The sequence below is a fragment of the Pseudomonas lalucatii genome, assembly GCF_018398425.1.
Classification (GTDB): domain Bacteria; phylum Pseudomonadota; class Gammaproteobacteria; order Pseudomonadales; family Pseudomonadaceae; genus Aquipseudomonas; species Aquipseudomonas lalucatii.
The window spans coordinates 461,359-479,557 of record NZ_JADPMV010000001.1 but is presented as its reverse complement, the minus strand read 5'-3'; the positions used below and the strand labels follow the sequence as shown (position 1 = coordinate 479,557).

The 18,199-nt window shown below is 65.7% G+C and carries 17 protein-coding genes; 12 read left to right on the top strand and 5 right to left on the bottom strand.

Annotated features, from left to right (window positions below; all coding sequences use genetic code 11):
- Window positions 1-8: 8 nt before the first annotated feature.
- Entirely contained in the window at window positions 9-182 is a 174-nt protein-coding gene (locus tag I0D00_RS02135) for a PA1571 family protein (RefSeq protein WP_213638113.1), read from the bottom strand.
- A 181-nt stretch (window positions 183-363) separates the two neighbouring features.
- On the opposite strand from I0D00_RS02135, the gene I0D00_RS02130 reads away from it, so the two are divergent.
- From I0D00_RS02130 to I0D00_RS02120, 3 genes are all read left to right on the top strand, one after another.
- The gene (locus tag I0D00_RS02130; protein WP_213638112.1) at window positions 364-1,485 is read left to right on the top strand and encodes an ATP-NAD kinase family protein; all 1,122 of its coding nucleotides are present in this window, start codon (window positions 364-366) and stop codon (window positions 1,483-1,485) included.
- Window positions 1,486-1,532: 47 nt separating this feature from the next.
- Window positions 1,533-1,967, top strand: a complete 435-nt coding sequence (locus I0D00_RS02125; protein WP_213638111.1) for a thiol-disulfide oxidoreductase DCC family protein — start codon at window positions 1,533-1,535, stop codon at window positions 1,965-1,967.
- A 116-nt stretch (window positions 1,968-2,083) separates the two neighbouring features.
- Window positions 2,084-3,853 (top strand): ABC transporter transmembrane domain-containing protein, encoded by a 1,770-nt coding sequence (locus tag I0D00_RS02120; RefSeq protein WP_213638110.1) that lies wholly within the window; start codon window positions 2,084-2,086, stop codon window positions 3,851-3,853.
- On the opposite strand, the gene rhtA is transcribed toward I0D00_RS02120, so the two are convergent.
- From rhtA to I0D00_RS02105, 3 genes are all read right to left on the bottom strand, one after another.
- Window positions 3,854-4,714, bottom strand: a complete 861-nt coding sequence (gene rhtA / locus I0D00_RS02115) for a threonine/homoserine exporter RhtA (protein ID WP_213638109.1) — start codon at window positions 4,712-4,714, stop codon at window positions 3,854-3,856.
- A 71-nt stretch (window positions 4,715-4,785) separates the two neighbouring features.
- Window positions 4,786-5,067: a pyrimidine/purine nucleoside phosphorylase gene (ppnP, locus tag I0D00_RS02110; RefSeq protein ID WP_213638108.1), complete on the bottom strand. Its 282-nt coding sequence runs from the start codon at window positions 5,065-5,067 to the stop codon at window positions 4,786-4,788.
- An 80-nt stretch (window positions 5,068-5,147) separates the two neighbouring features.
- The gene (locus tag I0D00_RS02105) at window positions 5,148-5,690 is read right to left on the bottom strand and encodes a 3'-5' exonuclease (protein ID WP_213638107.1); all 543 of its coding nucleotides are present in this window, start codon (window positions 5,688-5,690) and stop codon (window positions 5,148-5,150) included.
- A gap of 91 nt (window positions 5,691-5,781) precedes the next feature.
- Here I0D00_RS02105 and I0D00_RS02100 point away from each other — a divergent pair, with 91 nt between their 5' ends.
- Window positions 5,782-6,660 carry an NAD(P)-dependent oxidoreductase gene (locus I0D00_RS02100; RefSeq protein ID WP_213638106.1) on the top strand — a complete coding sequence of 293 codons (879 nt, stop codon included), beginning with the start codon at window positions 5,782-5,784 and terminating at the stop codon, window positions 6,658-6,660.
- A 249-nt stretch (window positions 6,661-6,909) separates the two neighbouring features.
- The gene (locus I0D00_RS02095; protein WP_213638105.1) at window positions 6,910-7,170 is read left to right on the top strand and encodes a YkgJ family cysteine cluster protein; all 261 of its coding nucleotides are present in this window, start codon (window positions 6,910-6,912) and stop codon (window positions 7,168-7,170) included.
- A 97-nt stretch (window positions 7,171-7,267) separates the two neighbouring features.
- On the opposite strand, the gene gltA is transcribed toward I0D00_RS02095, so the two are convergent.
- The gene (gltA, locus tag I0D00_RS02090; protein WP_213638104.1) at window positions 7,268-8,542 is read right to left on the bottom strand and encodes a citrate synthase; all 1,275 of its coding nucleotides are present in this window, start codon (window positions 8,540-8,542) and stop codon (window positions 7,268-7,270) included.
- Window positions 8,543-8,905: 363 nt separating this feature from the next.
- Here gltA and sdhC point away from each other — a divergent pair, with 363 nt between their 5' ends.
- The 7 genes from sdhC to lpdA all read left to right on the top strand — a co-directional run bounded on the left by sdhC (window position 8,906) and on the right by lpdA (window position 17,998).
- A complete protein-coding gene (gene sdhC / locus I0D00_RS02085) occupies window positions 8,906-9,280 on the top strand; it encodes a succinate dehydrogenase, cytochrome b556 subunit (RefSeq protein ID WP_213638103.1) in 375 nt (124 codons plus the stop codon).
- On the top strand, window positions 9,274-9,642 hold the full coding sequence (sdhD, locus tag I0D00_RS02080) for a succinate dehydrogenase, hydrophobic membrane anchor protein (protein ID WP_213638102.1): 369 nt from the start codon (window positions 9,274-9,276) through the stop codon (window positions 9,640-9,642). Before sdhC ends, sdhD begins: the two co-directional genes overlap by 7 nt.
- Window positions 9,643-9,645: 3 nt before the next feature.
- Window positions 9,646-11,418 carry a succinate dehydrogenase flavoprotein subunit gene (sdhA, locus tag I0D00_RS02075; RefSeq protein WP_213638101.1) on the top strand — a complete coding sequence of 591 codons (1,773 nt, stop codon included), beginning with the start codon at window positions 9,646-9,648 and terminating at the stop codon, window positions 11,416-11,418.
- Between the two features lie 11 nt (window positions 11,419-11,429).
- Complete coding sequence (locus I0D00_RS02070) at window positions 11,430-12,137, top strand: succinate dehydrogenase iron-sulfur subunit (protein ID WP_213638100.1); 708 nt, start codon at window positions 11,430-11,432, stop codon at window positions 12,135-12,137.
- 251 nt (window positions 12,138-12,388) lie between these two features.
- A complete protein-coding gene (locus I0D00_RS02065) occupies window positions 12,389-15,220 on the top strand; it encodes a 2-oxoglutarate dehydrogenase E1 component (protein ID WP_213638099.1) in 2,832 nt (943 codons plus the stop codon).
- 72 nt (window positions 15,221-15,292) lie between these two features.
- Window positions 15,293-16,495, top strand: a complete 1,203-nt coding sequence (odhB, locus tag I0D00_RS02060) for a 2-oxoglutarate dehydrogenase complex dihydrolipoyllysine-residue succinyltransferase (RefSeq protein WP_213638098.1) — start codon at window positions 15,293-15,295, stop codon at window positions 16,493-16,495.
- A gap of 66 nt (window positions 16,496-16,561) precedes the next feature.
- A complete protein-coding gene (gene lpdA, locus I0D00_RS02055) occupies window positions 16,562-17,998 on the top strand; it encodes a dihydrolipoyl dehydrogenase (RefSeq protein ID WP_213638097.1) in 1,437 nt (478 codons plus the stop codon).
- Window positions 17,999-18,199 lie beyond the last annotated feature (201 nt).

The following is an 18,199-nucleotide window of genomic DNA, read 5'->3' as shown; positions in this document are numbered from 1 at the left end:
TGCCGGCATCAGTGCGGCTTGGGGATCACGAAGTCCTTGTCCAGCTCGTCGCAGGCGTGCTGGATCATGTGCTCGGTGATGGGCACTTCGCGGCCCTCGGCGTCGATGATCGAACCGCCCACCGGCTGTTGCGGTTCAGGGGTTTCAACCTGCTGATCGGGGGACTGCTTGGGCGAGTTCATGAGATGTCTCCTCATCGGTGGGTGCGCGCAGTCTAGAAGGTGCAGATGAACGCGCGGTGACAAATAGAGACGACGGTTTTTCGTCGCGAGTTACAGTCGCGCCGGCCAACGAACGGATGCGCCGCCGGCGTTACGTCAGTTACCAACGCCTTCGCAGGGGCGAGGGCCCAACGAGGTCATTATGCAACCGTTTCACCTGGGACTGATCATCAATCCACTGGCCGGTCTGGGCGGCCCGGCCGGGCTCAAGGGCAGCGACGGGGTGGCGGAGCAGGCGCTGGCCCTGGGCAGCACGCCGAAGGCGGCACAGCGCACCCGTACCGCCCTGGAGTGCTTGCGGCCGCTGCGCGAGCGCCTGGAGTTCCTGACCTTTCCCGGGGCGATGGGCGCGGACCTGCTGGCCGAGATGGGCTTCGCCTATCGCCTGGCCGGGGAACTGGCCGCGGCCCCGACCAGTGCCGTCGATACCCGTCAGGCCGTCATGGCGCTGCAGGAGGCCGGGGTCGCCCTGATCCTGTTCGCCGGCGGCGACGGCACGGCCCGCGATGTCTGCGCGGCGGTGCGCGAGGGCCAGCCGGTGCTGGGTATTCCGGCCGGGGTGAAGATCCATTCCGGGGTCTACGCGATCAGCCCGCGAGCCGCCGGCGAGCTGACCCGGCGTCTGGTCGAGGGCGGCCTGGTGCGCCTGGCCAGCGGCGAGGTGCGTGACCTCGACGAGGCGGCGCTGCGCGAGGGGCGGGTCGCGGCGCGCTGGTACGGCGAGCTGTGCGTGCCGGAGGAGGGCGCCTTCGTGCAGCAGGTCAAGCAGGCCGGGGTGGAATCCGAGGAGTTGGTGCTGAGCGATCTGGCGGACTGGCTGGAGAACAGCTGGGAGGACGGGGTGCGCTATGTCTTCGGTCCGGGCTCGACCCTGCACGGCCTGGCGCAGAACCTGGGCCTGGAGACCACGCTGCTGGGCGTCGACGTGATCGAGAACGGCCAGGTGCTCGCCCGGGACGTCACCGAGGCGCAGCTGTTCGCGCTGGTGGCCGGGCACCCGGCACGCCTGCTGGTCACCGCCATCGGCGGCCAGGGCCATATTCTCGGGCGCGGCAACCAGCAGATCAGCCCGCGGGTGCTGCGGGCCATCGGCCTGGAGCATCTGCGGGTGGTAGCGACCAAGCGCAAGCTCGCCACCCTGCAGGGGCGCCCGCTGCTGGTCGACAGCGGCGACGTCCAGCTGGACGATGCCTTTCCCGATGCGGTGCGGGTCTGGGCGGGGTACAAGGAAGAGTTGCTGTATCCCGTGGCCGCCGAGGTTTAAGCTGGGACTGGGCCTGGCCCGGATGCACCACAGGTTGGAGGATGTAGATGAGTTCAGGCGGGTCTCCCCCCCATATCCAGCCGGGCGAGCGACTGGTGCTGTTCGATGGCGTGTGCCGGCTGTGCAACGGTTGGGCGAAATTCCTGATCCGCCACGATCGCCAGCGGCGTTTCAGGCTGGCCGCCGTGCAGTCGCCCGAGGGGCGGGCGATCCTCGCCTGGTTCGGCCTGCCGCTGGAGCGCTTCGACACCATGGCCTATGTGGAGGCTGGCGAACTGTTCGTGCGCTCCACGGCGGTGCTGCGCATCCTCGGCCAGCTCGACTGGCCCTGGCGCGCCCTCGGCCTGTTGCGCCTGTGCCCCCGGTGGCTGCGCGACTGGGCCTACGACCGCATCGCGCTGAACCGCTATCGGCTGTTCGGCCGCTACGACAGCTGCCTGTTGCCCGACCCCGACCATGCCCGACGCTTCCTGCATGACTGAGCGCCGCCGGCCGCGTATCGCCGGTGCTCTGTTCGCTGGACTGGTGGGCGGAGTCGCCGCCCGGAGTGCGCGTTGAATCCTGACGAGCCGGGCCCCATGTCCCTCTGCGAGCAGCCATGATCGCGATTCTTTCCTCCCGCCAGCGCGAGGCCCTGGGCATGGCCTGGCGCTTCATCGCACCCTATCGCGGGCGCGTTCTCGGTGCCCTGTTGGCGCTGCTGTTCACCGCCGCCATCACCCTGTCCATGGGGCAGGGCATCAAGCTGCTGGTGGACCAGGGCCTGGCGACCCAGTCGCCCCAGGCGCTGCGCGACTCGATCGGCCTGTTCTTCGTCCTGGTGCTGGCCCTGGCCATCGGCACCTTTACCCGTTTCTACCTGGTGTCGTGGATCGGCGAGCGTTTCGTCGCGGATATCCGCAAGCGGGTGTTCAACCACCTGATCGAGCTGCATCCCGGCTTCTACGAGAGCAACCGCAGCTCGGAGATCCAGTCGCGTCTGACCGCCGACACCACCCTGCTGCAGTCGGTGATCGGCTCGTCGCTGTCGATGGCGTTGCGCAACCTGATCATGCTGGTCGGCGGCGTCGTGCTGTTGATCGTCACCAACCCTAAGCTCAGCGGCATCGTGCTGCTGGCCTTGCCCCTGGTGGTGGCACCGATCCTGATCTTCGGCCGGCGGGTGCGTCAGCTGTCGCGCCTGAGTCAGGACCGGGTGGCCGATGTCGGCAGCTACGTCGGCGAGGTGCTCGGGCAGATCAAGACGGTGCAGGCCTACAACCACCAGGCCGAGGACCGGCGGCGCTTCGCCCTGTCGGCGGAAGCCGCCTTCGACACCGCACGCCGGCGCATCAGGCAGCGCGCCTGGCTGGTGACCCTGGTCATAGTGCTGGTCCTGGGGGCGGTGGGGGTGATGCTCTGGGTCGGCGGCATGGATGTGATCGCCGGGCGGATCTCCGGCGGCGAGCTGGCGGCCTTCGTCTTCTACAGCCTGATCGTCGGCTCGGCCTTCGGCACCCTCAGCGAGGTGATAGGCGAGCTGCAGCGGGCGGCGGGGGCGGCCGAGCGCATCGCCGAGCTATTGCGGGCGCGCAACGAAATCATCCCGCCGACCGGCGACGCCGTGCTGCAGCTGCGGCAGCCGGTGCGCGGGCGCATCGAGCTCGAGGGGGTGCGTTTCGCCTATCCCTCGCGCCCTGGCAACTATGCGGTCGACGGCATCGACCTGAGCGTCGCGCCCGGTGAGACCCTGGCCCTGGTCGGTCCGTCCGGTGCAGGCAAGTCGACCCTGTTCGACCTGTTGTTGCGCTTCTTCGATCCCCAGCAGGGACGCATCCTGATCGACGGCCAGGCCATCGAGCGGCTCGATCCCGCGCAGTTGCGGCGCTGCTTCGCCCTGGTGGCGCAGAGCCCTGCGCTGTTCTTCGGCACGGTCGAGGACAATATCCGCTACGGCAGGACCGAGGCCGGCCACGCCGAGGTCGAGGCTGCGGCGCGGGCGGCCTACGCCCATGAGTTCATCATGAGGTTGCCGGACGGCTACCAGACCCACCTCGGCGACGCCGGCCTGGGCCTGTCCGGCGGGCAGCGTCAGCGCCTGGCAATCGCCCGCGCGCTGCTGGTGGATGCGCCGATCCTGCTGCTGGACGAGGCCACCAGCGCGCTCGACGCGCAGAGCGAGCACCTGATCCAGCAGGCCTTGCCGCGGTTGATGGCCGGGCGCACCACCTTGGTGATCGCGCACCGCCTGGCGACGGTGAAGAGCGCCGACCGTATCGCCGTCATCGAGCATGGCCGGCTGGTGGCCGTCGGCAGTCATGCCGAACTGATGGCCGGCAGCCCGCTCTACGCCCGGCTGGCGGCGCTGCAGTTCGACGCCGCCGGCTAGCTAGAGCGGCGTGCCCTTGGGGCGAATGGTGGCGGCGGCGCCGGCCGAGGCGAGGACGATTGCGCCGATGGCCAGCCACTGGCTCCAGTCCAGGCGCTCGCCGAGCAGCAGCAGGCCGGACAGCGCCGCGATCGCCGGCTCCATGCTCATCAGTACGCTGAAGGTGCGCGTCGGCAGGCGCGTCAGGGCGACCATCTCCAGGCTGTAGGGCAGGGCCGAGGAGAGCACCGCGACCGCCAGGGCGACGGGCAGCAGATCGAGCGCGAACAGGCTGGCGCCGGCCTGCCACAGGCCGATGGGCATCACCAGCAGGGCGGCGACCAGGGTGCCCAGGGCCACGGTCTGGCGGCCGTATGCGGCGCCGGCCTTCTGGCCGAAGACGATGTACAGGGTCCAGCACAGGCCGGCGCCGAGCGCCAGGGCGGCTCCGAGTGGATCGAGCCGGCTGTTTGTCGCGTCGCCGGGTAGCAACAGCCACAGGCCGAAGATCGCCAGGGCGACCCAGGCGAAGTCCAGGGCGCGGCGCGAGGAAAACAGGGCCAGGGCCAGTGGCCCGGTGAATTCCAGGGCCACGGCGATCCCCAGTGGCACCGTCTGCAGCGCCATGTAGAACAGCAGGTTCATGCCGCCCAGCGCCAGGCCGTAGGCCAGCAGCGCCTGGCCGCCTTCCAGGCTCAGGTGCGCGCGCCAGGGGCGCATGATCAGGGCGAGAATCACCGCGCCGAGACCCAGGCGCAGGGCGGTGGTGCCTTCCGCGCCGACCAGCGGGAACAGGCTCTTGGCCAGGGAGGCGCCGCCCTGGATCGAGAGCATGGCCACCAGCAGCAGGGCGATGGGGGCTAGGGCGGCGCGACCCTGCATGGGCTACTCCTCAGGTGGGCGCTGGACATAAAAAAACCGGCCATTGGGCCGGTTCTCGTCAGCCCGGGCGCTCAGCGGTATTCGCAGAGATAGGCGCTGTCGACGGCGACCTTCAGCTGGAACTTGCTGTTGGCCGGAACGGTGAACTGGCTGCCGGCGGCGAAGGTTTCCCAGCTGTCGCTGCCCGGCAGTTGTACGGTCAGGGCGCCGGCGACCACATGCATCACTTCCAGCTGGTTGGTGCCGAACTCGTACTCGCCCGCGGCCATCACGCCGATGGTAGCCGGGCCCGCGGCCATGTCGAAGGCGATGGATTTGACGGTGCCGTCGAAGTATTCGTTGACCTTGAACATCTGAACTCCTCGCAGAAGGGGCGGAAAAAGGTCGCCAGTATGCCCAAGCCTCGGCAAGGCGTCATCCGCTTTGCGGGCCGCTAGAGCGGCAGGGCAAGCGGTAGCAGGCGCGCGGTGTTGCGCGCGTCGGTCAGGGCCCGATGCTGCTGGCCGCCGAATTGCAGGCCGGCCAGTTGCAGTGCGTTGTTGAGGCCGACCGGGCGGGGCAGCTGGCGGGCTTCGGCGAAACGCCGTTTGAGGTTGAGGTGGGGCACCTCGGCGAGGCAACTGTGCAGCTGCAGGCGCTGCCAGTCCTGTTCCAGCTGGCGCCTGTCGTATTCGCCCCAGCTGGCCCAGCCCAGCAGGCGCGGTCGGTGGCCGCACAGCCAGCGCTCGAACTGCGGCCATACGAGGGGCAGTGGTGCGGCGGAGTCGATGCTGGCCTGGTCGATATGGGTCAGGGCGCGGCAGAAGGCGGTCAGGTGGGGCCGCCGCAGCGGTCGCACATAGCGCTGGAAGTGATCCACTTCCTGGCCGTTGGGGCGCACGAGGGAGGCGCCGATCTCGATGATCTCCATGTCCTCGAGCGGCCAGCCACCTTCCTCGGTGGTCGCTTCCAGGTCGATTACCAGCCAGTGTCCCATGGGCCCTCCCTTGCGTTAGAGGCAGTATGCAAGGCTTTTCGGGCCTGGCAAGCCCCGTGTTAGGCTGGTCGCCTTGTTCTCGGAGGTGTGTATGGCGAAGGTGGCCTTTATCGGTTTGGGCGTGATGGGCTATCCCATGGCGGGACATCTGGTGCGCGCCGGGCATCAGCTGTGTGTGTACAACCGCACGGCGACCAAGGCCGCGCAATGGCTGACGGAGCATGCCGGAAGCAGTGCGCCGACCCCGCGCGAGGCAGCGCAGGGCGCGGATTTCGTCATGGTGTGCGTGGGCAACGACGATGACCTGCGCGCCGTGGTGCTGGGTGCCGACGGTGCCTTCGCCGGCATGACCCCCGGCGCGGTGCTGGTCGATCACACCACGGCGTCGGCGAATGTCGCCCGCGAACTGGCCCAGCGGGCGGCCGAGCTGCACCTGGGCTTTCTCGATGCGCCGGTATCGGGTGGCCAGGCCGGTGCGCAGAACGGCGTGCTTACCGTAATGGTCGGCGGCGAGGCACAGGCCTACGCCCAGGTCGAGCCGGTGCTGCAGGCCTACGCGCGGATGGTGCGGCTGATGGGCGCCGCCGGCAGCGGACAGCTGACCAAGATGGTCAACCAGATCTGCATCGGCGGCCTGGTCCAGGGGCTCTCCGAGGCCCTGCACTTCGCTCAGTGCGCGGGGCTCGACGGGCATGGCGCGATGGAGGTGATCAGCAAGGGCGCGGCGCAATCCTGGCAGCTGGAGAATCGTCACAAGACCATGCTGGACGGGGAGTTCGACTTCGGTTTCGCCGTCGACTGGATGCGCAAGGATCTGGCGATCCTGCTCGAGGAGGCGCGCCGCAATGGCGCCCAGTTGCCCGTCACCGCGCTGGTCGACCAGTTCTACGCCGATGTGCAGGCGATGGGCGGCGGGCGCTGGGACACATCCAGCCTGATCGCCCGGCTGCAGGCGTCCAAGAGAGCCTGAGGGGGCGCCGCTCGTTGCCGGCGGGCGGCTGGCCCGAGCGTGCTTGCAATGGGCGAGCGCGAGCGCGAGCGCGGGCGGGGCCTGCGGCGCTTGTGCCGAGGTGCTCGATGGCCCTGGCCGACGGCCTGTCACTGCCGACTGTCGCCCGCGCCCTCGGGATGCGCCTCCAGATAGCTGCCAAGCCGCCGGGGTCTCGGGTAAGATCGCCGACCCGTCCCGATCTCCAGAATATTCCGAGGTTTCGTCGTCATGAACTGCCGTGCCGGCTGTGGCGCCTGTTGCATCGCCCCTTCGATCAGTTCCCCCATTCCCGGCATGCCGCAAGGCAAGGCGGCCGGCGAGCGCTGCATACAGCTGTCGGCAGACAACTTTTGCGGCCTGTTCGGTAAGCCTGAGCGGCCGGCGGTATGCGCGGCGTTTCAGGCGGATGCCGAGGTGTGCGGCGCCAGTCGTGAAGAGGCCATTCGGCTGCTTGGCTGGCTGGAGCAGAGCACGGCCTGGGCCAGTTGAGCGAGCGTCGGCGATGCAGCCGCCCGATGAAGAGGGCGCGCAGAATGCAAAAAAGGCTGCCTGAGGCAGCCTTTTTTGTGCGGTGCGACGAAGACGCTTAGCGCGGCAGGTCGCGCTGCGGGTGGCCGGTGTACAGCTGGCGCGGGCGGCCGATCTTGTACGGGCTGGAGAGCATTTCCTTCCAGTGCGAAATCCAGCCGACGGTCCGCGCCAGGGCGAAGATCACGGTGAACATGCTGGTCGGAATGCCGATCGCCTTGAGGATGATGCCCGAATAGAAGTCGACGTTCGGGTACAGGTTGCGTTCCTTGAAGTAGGGATCGGTCAGGGCGATCTCTTCCAGGCGCATGGCCAGTGCCAGTTGCGGGTCGTTGGTGATGCCGAGCTCGGCCAGCACTTCGTCGCAGGTCTGCTTCATCACGGTGGCGCGCGGGTCGCGGTTCTTGTACACGCGGTGACCGAAGCCCATCAGCTTGAACGGGTCGTTCTTGTCCTTGGCCCTGGCGATGAAGGCGTCGATGTTGGACACGTCGCCGATCTCGTCGAGCATGCTCAGCACGGCTTCGTTGGCGCCGCCGTGGGCCGGGCCCCAGAGGGCGGCGATACCGGCGGCGATGCAGGCGAAGGGGTTGGCGCCGGACGAGCCGGCCAGGCGCACGGTCGAGGTCGAGGCGTTCTGTTCATGATCGGCGTGGAGGATGAAGATCTTGTCCATCGCCTTGGCCAGCACCGGGCTGATCGGTTTGATCTCGCACGGGGTGTTGAACATCATGTGCAGGAAGTTTTCCGCGTAGTTCAGATCGTTGCGCGGATACATCATCGGCTGGCCCATGGAGTACTTGTACACCATCGCCGCCAGGGTCGGCATCTTGGCGATCAGGCGCATCGCGGAGATGTCGCGGTGCTGCGGATTATTGATGTCCAGGGAGTCGTGGTAGAAGGCCGAGAGGGCGCCGACCACGCCGCACATGATGGCCATGGGGTGGGCATCGCGGCGGAAGCCGTTGAAGAAGGTCTTCAGCTGCTCGTGAACCATGGTGTGGTTCTTGATGGAGCTGACGAAGGCGGCCTTCTGCTCCACGTTCGGCAGTTCGCCGTTGAGCAGCAGGTAGCAGGTTTCCAGGTAGTCGGAATGCTCGGCCAGCTGCTCGATGGGGTAGCCGCGGTGCAACAGGACGCCCTGGTCGCCGTCGATATAGGTGATCTTCGACTCGCACGAGGCGGTGGACATAAAGCCAGGATCAAAAGTGAAACGGCCCGTGGCGGTCAGGCCCCGTACGTCGATTACATCGGGACCAACGGTGCCGGTTAGGACGGGCAGTTCGACGGGGGCTGCGCCCTCGATGATCAACTGCGCTTTTTTGTCAGCCATGGGTGGCCTCCTAGTTATGCTTGAAATCATCTGTCAGCCCCCCACGCAGGGCCCGCACCACTATAGTGAGATAAATCCGAAAGTCAATTTGCGAAAAGCCAGGCAGTAGAAGGGTTTGAGGGCGGTTTTTGACGAAAAAAGGCCGCTATTTACGCCTTTTGCCTGGGCAGTGCAATGCGCATTTTGGTGGGGGGCTTTGCGTTGTCATTAGTAACCTAACTGTCTATACTCTGCGCCCGACCGCCGGGGGTTTCGAGCCCCATTTGATGCGGTCGTCACTCCTTGGGTGATGGGTACCTGACCAGTGCACTTCCCGACAACTTTGCCCTGCTAGTTAGGGGCTCTCAGTGTGATAAAAAAGCCGTGAATAGCCAACGACCTGTAAACCTAGACCTTAGGACTATCAAACTCCCAGTCACCGCTTACACGTCCATTCTTCACCGTATCTCCGGTGTCATCCTCTTCGTCGGTATCGCCGTGCTGCTGTTCGGCCTCGACAAGTCGCTGGCGTCCGAGGAGGGCTTCGCCCAGGTGAAGGAATGTTTGACCAGTCCGCTGGCCAAGTTCGTGATCTGGGGTCTGCTGTCCGCTCTGCTGTACCACCTGGTGGCCGGTGTGCGCCACTTGATCATGGACATGGGCATCGGTGAGACGCTGGAAGGCGGCAAGCTGGGCTCGCAAATCGTCATCGCCGTTTCGGTGGTCGTGATCCTGCTGCTGGGGGTGTGGATATGGTAACCAATGTCACGAACTTCTCGCGTTCGGGCCTCTATGACTGGATGGCTCAGCGGGTTTCTGCGGTCGTTCTCGCGGCTTATGTGTTGTTCCTGCTGGGTTTCGTAGTCGTTAACCCCGGCATGGGTTATGCCGAATGGCATGGTCTGTTCTCCGCTACTGCGATGCGCATCTTCAGTCTGCTGGCCTTGGTGGCGCTCAGCGCCCACGCCTGGGTCGGCATGTGGACGATTTCCACCGACTACCTGACGCCGATGGCGCTGGGCAAGTCGGCGACTGCCGTGCGTTTTCTCTTCCAGGCCGCGTGTGGCATTGCCATGTTCGCGTTTTTCGTCTGGGGCGTGCAGATTCTTTGGGGTATCTGATCCATGACTAGCATTCGTACTCTTTCTTATGACGCCATCATCGTAGGTGGCGGCGGCGCCGGCATGCGCGCAGCGCTGCAGCTGGCCCAGGGCGGCCACAAGACCGCGGTGGTCACCAAGGTCTTCCCGACCCGTTCGCACACCGTTTCCGCCCAGGGCGGCATCACCTGTGCCATCGCTTCGGCCGACCCGAACGACGATTGGCGCTGGCACATGTACGACACCGTCAAGGGCTCCGACTACATCGGTGACCAGGACGCCATCGAGTACATGTGTTCCGTAGGGCCGGAGGCCGTGTTCGAGCTCGAACACATGGGGCTGCCGTTCTCCCGTACCGAGCAGGGGCGCATCTATCAGCGTCCGTTCGGCGGCCAGTCCAAGGACTTCGGCAAGGGCGGCCAGGCTGCCCGTACCTGCGCCGCGGCCGACCGTACCGGTCACGCCCTGCTGCACACCCTGTACCAGGCCAACCTCAAGGCCGGCACCTCGTTCCTCAACGAGTGGTACGCGGTCGACCTGGTGAAGAACCAGGACGGCGCTATCGTCGGTGTCATCGCCATCTGCCTGGAAACCGGCGAAACCGTCTATATCCGCTCCAAGGCCGTGGTGCTGGCGACCGGCGGTGCCGGTCGCATCTATGCGTCCACCACCAATGCCCTGATCAACACCGGTGACGGCGTCGGCATGGCCCTGCGGGCCGGCGTGCCGGTGCAGGACATCGAGATGTGGCAGTTCCACCCGACCGGTATCGCCGGTGCCGGCGTGCTGGTGACCGAAGGCTGCCGTGGCGAAGGCGGCTACCTGATCAACAAGCACGGCGAGCGCTTCATGGAGCGCTATGCGCCGAACGCCAAGGACCTGGCCGGCCGCGACGTGGTCGCCCGTTCCATGGTCAAGGAAATCATCGCCGGCAATGGCTGTGGTCCGGAAGGCGACCATGTGATGCTGAAGCTCGACCACCTCGGCGAGGACGTGCTGCACAGCCGCCTGCCGGGCATCTGCGAACTGTCGAAGACCTTCGCCCATGTCGATCCGGTCGTCGCGCCGGTGCCGGTGGTCCCGACCTGCCACTATATGATGGGCGGCGTCGCCACCAACATCCATGGCCAGGCCATCACCCAGGATGCCAACGGTAACGACAAGATCATCGAGGGCCTGTTCGCCGTGGGCGAAGTGGCCTGCGTGTCGGTGCACGGTGCCAACCGCCTGGGCGGCAACTCGCTGCTCGACCTGGTGGTATTCGGTCGCGCTGCCGGCCTGCACCTGGAGAAGGCGCTGAAGGAGGGTGTCGAGGTCCGTGGCGCCTCCGAGACCGACATCGAGCAGTCGCTCAAGCGCCTGGCCGGGGTCAACGAGCGCAGCACCGGCGAAGACGTGGCACCGCTGCGCAAGGAACTGCAGAACTGCATGCAGAACTACTTCGGCGTGTTCCGCACCGGCGAGTACATGCAGAAGGGCATCACCCAGCTGGCCGACCTGCGCGAGCGCATCGCCAACGTCAAGATCGCCGACAAGAGCCAGGCGTTCAACACGGCGCGCATCGAGGCGCTGGAGCTGCAGAACCTGCTCGAGGTGGCCGAGGCGACCGCGGTGGCCGCAGAAGTGCGCAAGGAGTCCCGTGGCGCCCATGCCCGCGAAGACTTCGAAGAGCGCGATGACGAGAACTGGCTGTGCCACTCCCTGTATTTCCCGGGTGAGAAGCGCGTGAGCAAGCGCGCCGTCAACTTCGCGCCGAAGACAGTGCCGGCGTTTGAACCCAAGGTTCGGACTTATTAAGGGTGGCCGCTATGTTGCAAGTCAGTGTTTATCGCTACAACCCGGAGCAGGACGCTGCGCCGTTCATGCAGGACTTCCAGGTCGACACCGGCGGCAAGGACATCATGGTCCTCGACGTGCTGGCGCTGATCAAGGAACAGGACGAGGGCTTCTCCTATCGCCGCTCCTGCCGTGAGGGCGTGTGCGGCTCCGACGGTATGAACATCAACGGCAAGAACGGCCTGGCCTGCATCACGCCGATTTCCGCGGCCGGGCTCAAGGGCGGCAAGCTGGTGATCCGTCCGCTGCCGGGCCTGCCGGTGATCCGTGACCTGGTCGTCGATATGAGCATCTTCTACAAGCAGTACGAGAAGGTGCAGCCGTTCCTGCAGAACGACACCCCGGCGCCGGCCATCGAGCGCCTGCAGTCGCCCGAGGACCGCGAGAAGCTGGACGGCCTGTACGAGTGCATCCTGTGCGCCTGCTGCTCGACCAGCTGCCCGTCGTTCTGGTGGAACCCGGACAAGTTCCTCGGCCCCGCCGCGCTGCTGCAAGCCTACCGCTTCCTGGCCGACAGCCGCGACACCAAGACCGAGGAGCGTCTGGCCGCACTGGATGACCCGTTCAGCGTGTTCCGCTGCCGCGGCATCATGAACTGCGTGAACGTTTGCCCCAAGGGTCTGAACCCGACCAAGGCGATCGGTCACGTACGCAACATGTTGCTGCAGAGCGGTACCTGATTCTCAGCTGTTTGCAAGACCCGTTACACCTGCGACGCCGGCCCGACCCGGCGCCGCAGTCTAAGCCAGAGCCGCAGCCCACAAAGCCGTGGTTCTTATTTGAAAAATATGACGACCAGCAGGGGCATCCGGGCTGGTACCCGGACTATCTGCAGGATCCGTGGTGGCTTTACCGAAGTCGCTGCTTCAGGACTTCGAAAGGCCATGCGGTTTCCACGCCGATGGTGTCCCCTTACTGAGGGTGACCAAGCATGCAAGAAAGCGTGATGCAGCGCATGTGGGACAGTGCCCACCTATCTGGTGGCAACGCTGCCTACGTGGAAGAGCTCTATGAGCTCTACCTGCACGATCCCAACGCTGTGCCAGAAGAGTGGCGCACCTACTTCCAGAAGTTGCCGAGCGACGGCAGCGCCGCCACAGACGTATCGCACTCGACGATTCGCGACCACTTCGTCCTGCTCGCCAAGAACCAGCGCCGCGCCCAACCGGTTTCCGCCGGCAGCGTGAGCAGCGAGCACGAGAAGAAGCAGGTCGAAGTGCTGCGGATGATTCAGGCCTATCGCATGCGTGGCCATCAGGCCGCCAAGCTAGATCCGCTGGGCCTCTGGCAGCGTCCCGTGCCGGCCGACCTGGCGATCAACCACTATGGCCTGACCGACGCCGACCTGGACACCACCTTCCGTACCGGTGGCCTGTTCATCGGCAAGGAAGAGGCTACTCTGCGTGAAATTCGCGACGCTTTGCAGCAGACATATTGCCGCACCATCGGCGCCGAGTTCACCCATATCGTCGATTCCGAGCAACGCAGCTGGTTCCAGCAGCGCCTGGAAAGCGTGCGCGGCCGTCCGCAGTTCTCCGCGGAGGTGCAGGGTCACCTGCTCGAGCGCCTGACCGCCGCCGAGGGCCTGGAGAAGTACCTGGGCACCAAGTACCCGGGCACCAAGCGTTTCGGCCTGGAGGGTGGCGAAAGCCTGATCCCGCTGCTGGACGAGGTGATCCAGCGCTCAGGCTCCTACGGCACCAAGGAAATCGTCATCGGCATGGCCCACCGCGGCCGCCTGAACGTACTGGTCAACACCTTCGGCAAGAACCCGCGCGACCTGTTCGACGAGTTCGAGGGCAAGAAGGTCGAGGGGCTCAGCTCCGGTGACGTGAAGTACCACCAGGGCTTCTCCTCCAACGTCATGACCGCCGGTGGCGAAGTGCACTTGGCGCTGGCGTTCAACCCGTCGCACCTGGAGATCGTCTCCCCGGTGGTCGAGGGTTCGGTGCGTGCCCGCCAGGATCGTCGCAGTGACGTCGCGGGCGACAAGGTACTGCCGATCTCCATCCACGGCGATGCGGCGTTCGCCGGTCAGGGCGTGGTCATGGAGACCTTCCAGATGTCGCAGACCCGCGGCTTCAAGACGGGCGGCACCATCCACATCGTGATCAACAACCAGGTCGGCTTCACCACCAGCCGTGCGGAAGACTCGCGCTCCACCGAGTACTGCACCGATGTGGCGAAGATGATCCAGGCACCGATCTTCCATGTGAACGGCGACGACCCGGAGGCCGTGCTGTTCGTCACCCAGTTGGCCGTCGACTACCGCATGCAGTACAAGCGCGACGTGGTCATCGACCTGGTCTGCTACCGCCGCCGCGGCCACAACGAGGCCGACGAGCCGAGCGGCACCCAGCCGCTGATGTACCAGCAGATCGCCAAGCAGCGCACCACCCGCGAGCTGTACGCCGAATCGCTGACCACTGCGGTCAGCCACTCCGCCGACGAGGTGCAGGCCAAGATCGACGACTACCGCACCGCGCTGGACAACGGTCAGCACGTGGTCAAGAGCCTGGTCAAGGAGCCGAACAAGGAACTGTTCGTCGACTGGCGCCCGTACCTGGGCCATGCCTGGACCGCGCGGCACGACACGCGCTTCGATCTGAAGACCCTGCAGGACCTCTCCAACAAGCTGCTGGAGATCCCGGAAGGTTTCGTGGTTCAGCGTCAAGTCGCGAAGATCCTCGAAGACCGCCAGAAGATGGGCGCCGGTGCGCTGCCGATCAACTGGGGCTACGCCGAGACCATGGCCTACGCCACCCTGTTGTTCGAAGGCCACCCGATCCGCATGACCGGCCAGGACATCGGCCGCGGCACCTTCTCGCACCGCCACGCGGCGCTGCATAACCAGAAGGATGGCAGCACTTACCTGCCGCTACAGAACCTCTACGCCGGCCAGCCGCGGCTCGACCTGTACGACTCCTTCCTCTCGGAAGAAGCCGTGCTGGCCTTCGAGTATGGCTATGCCACCACCCAGCCCAACGCCTTGGTGATCTGGGAAGCGCAGTTCGGCGACTTCGCCAACGGCGCCCAGGTGGTGTTCGACCAGTTCATCTCCAGCGGCGAGCACAAGTGGGGCCGACTGTGCGGCCTGACCATGCTGCTGCCCCATGGCTATGAAGGGCAGGGGCCCGAGCACAGCTCGGCACGCCTCGAGCGCTTCCTGCAGCTGTGCGCCGAGCACAACATGCAGGTCTGCGTGCCGACCACTCCGGCGCAGATCTACCACCTGCTGCGGCGCCAGGTGATCCGCCCGCTGCGCAAGCCGCTGGTAGTGCTGTCGCCCAAGTCGCTGCTGCGCCACAAACTGGCCATCTCGACCCTGGAGGACCTGGCCGAGGGCTCGTTCCAGACGGTGATCCCGGAGCTCGATACGCTCGATCCGAAGAAGGTCGAGCGCCTGGTCCTGTGCAGCGGCAAGGTCTACTACGACCTGCTGGAGAAGCGCCGGACCGAGGAGCGCCAGGACATCGCCATCGTGCGCATCGAACAGCTCTATCCGTTCCCGGAAGACGATCTGGCCGAGGTCATGGCGCCGTACAAGAACCTCAAGCACATCGTCTGGTGCCAGGAAGAGCCGATGAACCAGGGCGCCTGGTACTGCAGTCAGCACCACATGCGGCGGGTCGCCACCGCGCACAAGAAGACGCTGTTCCTCGAGTACGCCGGTCGCGAAGGCTCCGCTGCGCCGGCTTGCGGTTACGCCTCGATGCACGCCGAGCAGCAGGAAAAACTGCTGCAAGACGCCTTCACCGTTTAACGCCTTCGCCCAAAAGAGGCGGCCTGCGTAGGCCGCCTCGCTGAAGAAACCGAATTAAAGGAACCACACATAATGGCTATCGAGATCAAAGCGCCTACCTTTCCGGAGTCGGTTGCCGACGGCACCGTTGCAACCTGGCACAAGAAGCCGGGGGATGCGGTCAAGCGCGATGAGCTGATCGTTGACATCGAAACCGACAAGGTGGTGATGGAAGTTCTGGCCGAGGCCGACGGCGTGCTCACCGAGATCGTCAAGAACGAAGGCGATACCGTGCTCAGCGGCGAACTGCTCGGCAAGCTGACCGCCGGCGCTGCCGCCGCTGCCCCGCAGGCCGCCGCTGCCCAGCAAGCCGCTCCGGCCGCCGCGGGCGACGACGCGATCCTCTCGCCGGCGGCGCGCAAGCTGGCCGAAGAGAATGGCATCGACCCGAACAGCATCGCCGGCACCGGCAAGGGCGGCCGGGTGACCAAGGAAGACGTGGTCGCCGCCGTCGAGGCGAAGAAGAAGGCGCCGGCCGCCGCACCGGCCGCCCAGCCAGCCGCCGCTGCCGCCCCTAAGCTGGAAGCCGGCGATCGCGTCGAGAAGCGCGTGCCGATGACCCGCCTGCGGGCCAAGGTCGCCGAGCGCCTGGTCGAGGCGCAGTCCTCCATGGCCATGCTGACGACTTTCAACGAAGTCAACATGAAGCCGATCATGGAGCTGCGCTCCAAGTACAAGGACCTGTTCGAGAAGAAGCACAACGGCGTGCGCCTGGGCTTCATGTCCTTCTTCGTCAAGGCCGCCACCGAAGCGCTGAAGCGCCAGCCGGGCGTCAATGCCTCGATCGACGGCAGCGACATCGTCTACCACGGTTACCAGGACATCGGCGTCGCCGTGTCCAGCGACCGTGGCCTGGTGGTGCCGGTACTGCGTAACGCCGAGCACATGAGCCTGGCGGAGATCGAAGGCACCATCGGCGCCTTCGGCAAGAAGGCCAAAGATGGCAAGCTGACCATCGAAGACATGACCGGCGGCACCTTCACCATCTCCAATGGTGGGGTGTTCGGTTCGCTGCTGTCGACGCCGATCGTCAACCCGCCACAGACCGCGATCCTCGGCATGCACAAGATCCAGGAGCGGCCCATGGCGGTGAACGGTCAGGTGGTGATCCTGCCCATGATGTACCTGGCACTGTCCTACGACCACCGCCTGATCGATGGTAAGGAAGCCGTGACCTTCCTGGTTACCATGAAAGACCTGCTGGAAGACCCGGCGCGTCTGCTGTTGGATATCTAATCCGTTTGTCCTGAGTGCGACGGCCCCCATAAGGGGCCGTCGTCTTCATCCGAAAAGGAATGAGTTATGACCCAGAAATTCGACGTGGTAGTCATCGGTGCCGGCCCTGGTGGCTATGTGGCAGCCATCAAAGCAGCCCAGCTCGGTCTGAAGACCGCCTGCATCGAGAAGTACCAGGATAACCAGGGCAAGATCGCTCTCGGCGGCACCTGCCTGAACGTCGGTTGCATTCCCTCCAAGGCGCTGCTGGACAGCTCCTGGAAGTACCACGAGGCGAAGGAAGGCTTCGCCATCCACGGTATCGAAGCCAAGGGCGTGACCATCGACGTCCCGGCCATGGTGGCGCGCAAGAACACCATCATCAAGAACCTCACCGGCGGCGTTGCCGGCCTGTTCAAGGCCAATGGCGTGACCCTGCTGGAAGGTCACGGCAAGCTGCTGGCCGGCAAGCAGGTGGAAGTCACCGCGCTGGACGGCACCACCCAGATCGTCGAGGCCGCGAACGTGATCCTGGCTTCCGGCTCCAAGCCGGTGGACATCCCGCCGGCCCCGGTCGATCAGGACGTCATCGTCGACTCCACCGGCGCCCTGGAATTCCAGAGCGTACCGAAGAAGCTCGGGGTGATCGGTGCCGGCGTGATCGGCCTGGAACTGGGTTCGGTATGGTCACGCCTCGGCGCCGAGGTCACCGTGATCGAAGCGCTGGAGAAGTTCCTCCCGGCCGCCGATGAGCAGATCGCCAAGGAAGCCATGAAGACCCTGACCAAGCAGGGTCTGAAGATTCGCCTGGGCGCCCGGGTGACCGGCTCCGAGGTGAAGAAGAAGCAGGTTACCGTGACCTTCACCGATGCCGACGGCGAGCAGCAGATGACCTTCGACAAGCTGATCGTAGCGGTCGGCCGTCGTCCGGTGACCACCGAGCTGCTGGCCGCCGACAGCGGTGTGACCCTGGACGAACGCGGCTTCATCTACGTCGACGACCAGTGCGCCACCAGCGTGCCGGGCGTCTACGCCATCGGCGACGTGGTGCGCGGCGCGATGCTGGCGCACAAGGCCTCGGAAGAGGGCGTGATGGTGGCCGAGCGCATTGCCGGGCACAAGGCGCAGATGAACTATGATCTGATCCCGTCGGTGATCTACACCCATCCGGAGATCGCATGGGTCGGCAAGACCGAGCAGCAGCTCAAGGGCGAGGGCGTCGAAGTCAATGTCGGCACCTTCCCGTTCGCGGCCAGCGGCCGGGCCATGGCGGCCAACGACACCGGTGGTCTGGTCAAGGTCATCGCCGACGCCAAGAGCGATCGCGTACTGGGCGTTCACGTGATCGGCCCGAGCGCCGCCGAACTGGTCCAGCAGGGCGCGATCGGCATGGAGTTCGGCACCAGCGCCGAGGACCTGGGGATGATGGTGTTCTCCCACCCGACCCTGTCCGAGGCGCTGCACGAAGCGGCCCTGGCGGTCAATGGCGGCGCCATTCACATCGCCAACCGCAAGAAGCGCTGAGTCACCGGCGTTGCGTCGCCGGCCTGACCGCCCCCAGGGTGGGTCGAGGCCGGCGACTGCAGGATAAGAAGAACCACGGCGATCTGCCCGCGTCGGCCCAGGCCTGGCGCGGAACGTACGTCGGACTGCCCTCGAAGGCGGTCACAGGTGGTGCGGCACCACAAGTGCAGCACCGGATGCGCAATACCCAAACGAAGACGG

Excerpts from the sequence above, each read along its gene's own strand:
- I0D00_RS02135 (WP_213638113.1), bottom strand. The coding sequence starts at position 182 with ATGAACTCGCCCAAGCAGTCCCCCGATCAGCAGGTTGAAACCCCTGAA.
- I0D00_RS02130 (WP_213638112.1), top strand. The coding sequence starts at position 364 with ATGCAACCGTTTCACCTGGGACTGATCATCAATCCACTGGCCGGTCTG.
- I0D00_RS02125 (WP_213638111.1), top strand. The coding sequence starts at position 1,533 with ATGAGTTCAGGCGGGTCTCCCCCCCATATCCAGCCGGGCGAGCGACTG.
- I0D00_RS02120 (WP_213638110.1), top strand. The coding sequence starts at position 2,084 with ATGATCGCGATTCTTTCCTCCCGCCAGCGCGAGGCCCTGGGCATGGCC.
- rhtA (WP_213638109.1), bottom strand. The coding sequence starts at position 4,714 with ATGCAGGGTCGCGCCGCCCTAGCCCCCATCGCCCTGCTGCTGGTGGCC.
- ppnP (WP_213638108.1), bottom strand. The coding sequence starts at position 5,067 with ATGTTCAAGGTCAACGAATACTTCGACGGCACCGTCAAATCCATCGCC.
- I0D00_RS02105 (WP_213638107.1), bottom strand. The coding sequence starts at position 5,690 with ATGGGACACTGGCTGGTAATCGACCTGGAAGCGACCACCGAGGAAGGT.
- I0D00_RS02100 (WP_213638106.1), top strand. The coding sequence starts at position 5,782 with ATGGCGAAGGTGGCCTTTATCGGTTTGGGCGTGATGGGCTATCCCATG.
- I0D00_RS02095 (WP_213638105.1), top strand. The coding sequence starts at position 6,910 with ATGAACTGCCGTGCCGGCTGTGGCGCCTGTTGCATCGCCCCTTCGATC.
- gltA (WP_213638104.1), bottom strand. The coding sequence starts at position 8,542 with ATGGCTGACAAAAAAGCGCAGTTGATCATCGAGGGCGCAGCCCCCGTC.
- sdhD (WP_213638102.1), top strand. The coding sequence starts at position 9,274 with ATGGTAACCAATGTCACGAACTTCTCGCGTTCGGGCCTCTATGACTGG.
- sdhA (WP_213638101.1), top strand. The coding sequence starts at position 9,646 with ATGACTAGCATTCGTACTCTTTCTTATGACGCCATCATCGTAGGTGGC.
- I0D00_RS02070 (WP_213638100.1), top strand. The coding sequence starts at position 11,430 with ATGTTGCAAGTCAGTGTTTATCGCTACAACCCGGAGCAGGACGCTGCG.
- I0D00_RS02065 (WP_213638099.1), top strand. The coding sequence starts at position 12,389 with ATGCAAGAAAGCGTGATGCAGCGCATGTGGGACAGTGCCCACCTATCT.
- odhB (WP_213638098.1), top strand. The coding sequence starts at position 15,293 with ATGGCTATCGAGATCAAAGCGCCTACCTTTCCGGAGTCGGTTGCCGAC.
- lpdA (WP_213638097.1), top strand. The coding sequence starts at position 16,562 with ATGACCCAGAAATTCGACGTGGTAGTCATCGGTGCCGGCCCTGGTGGC.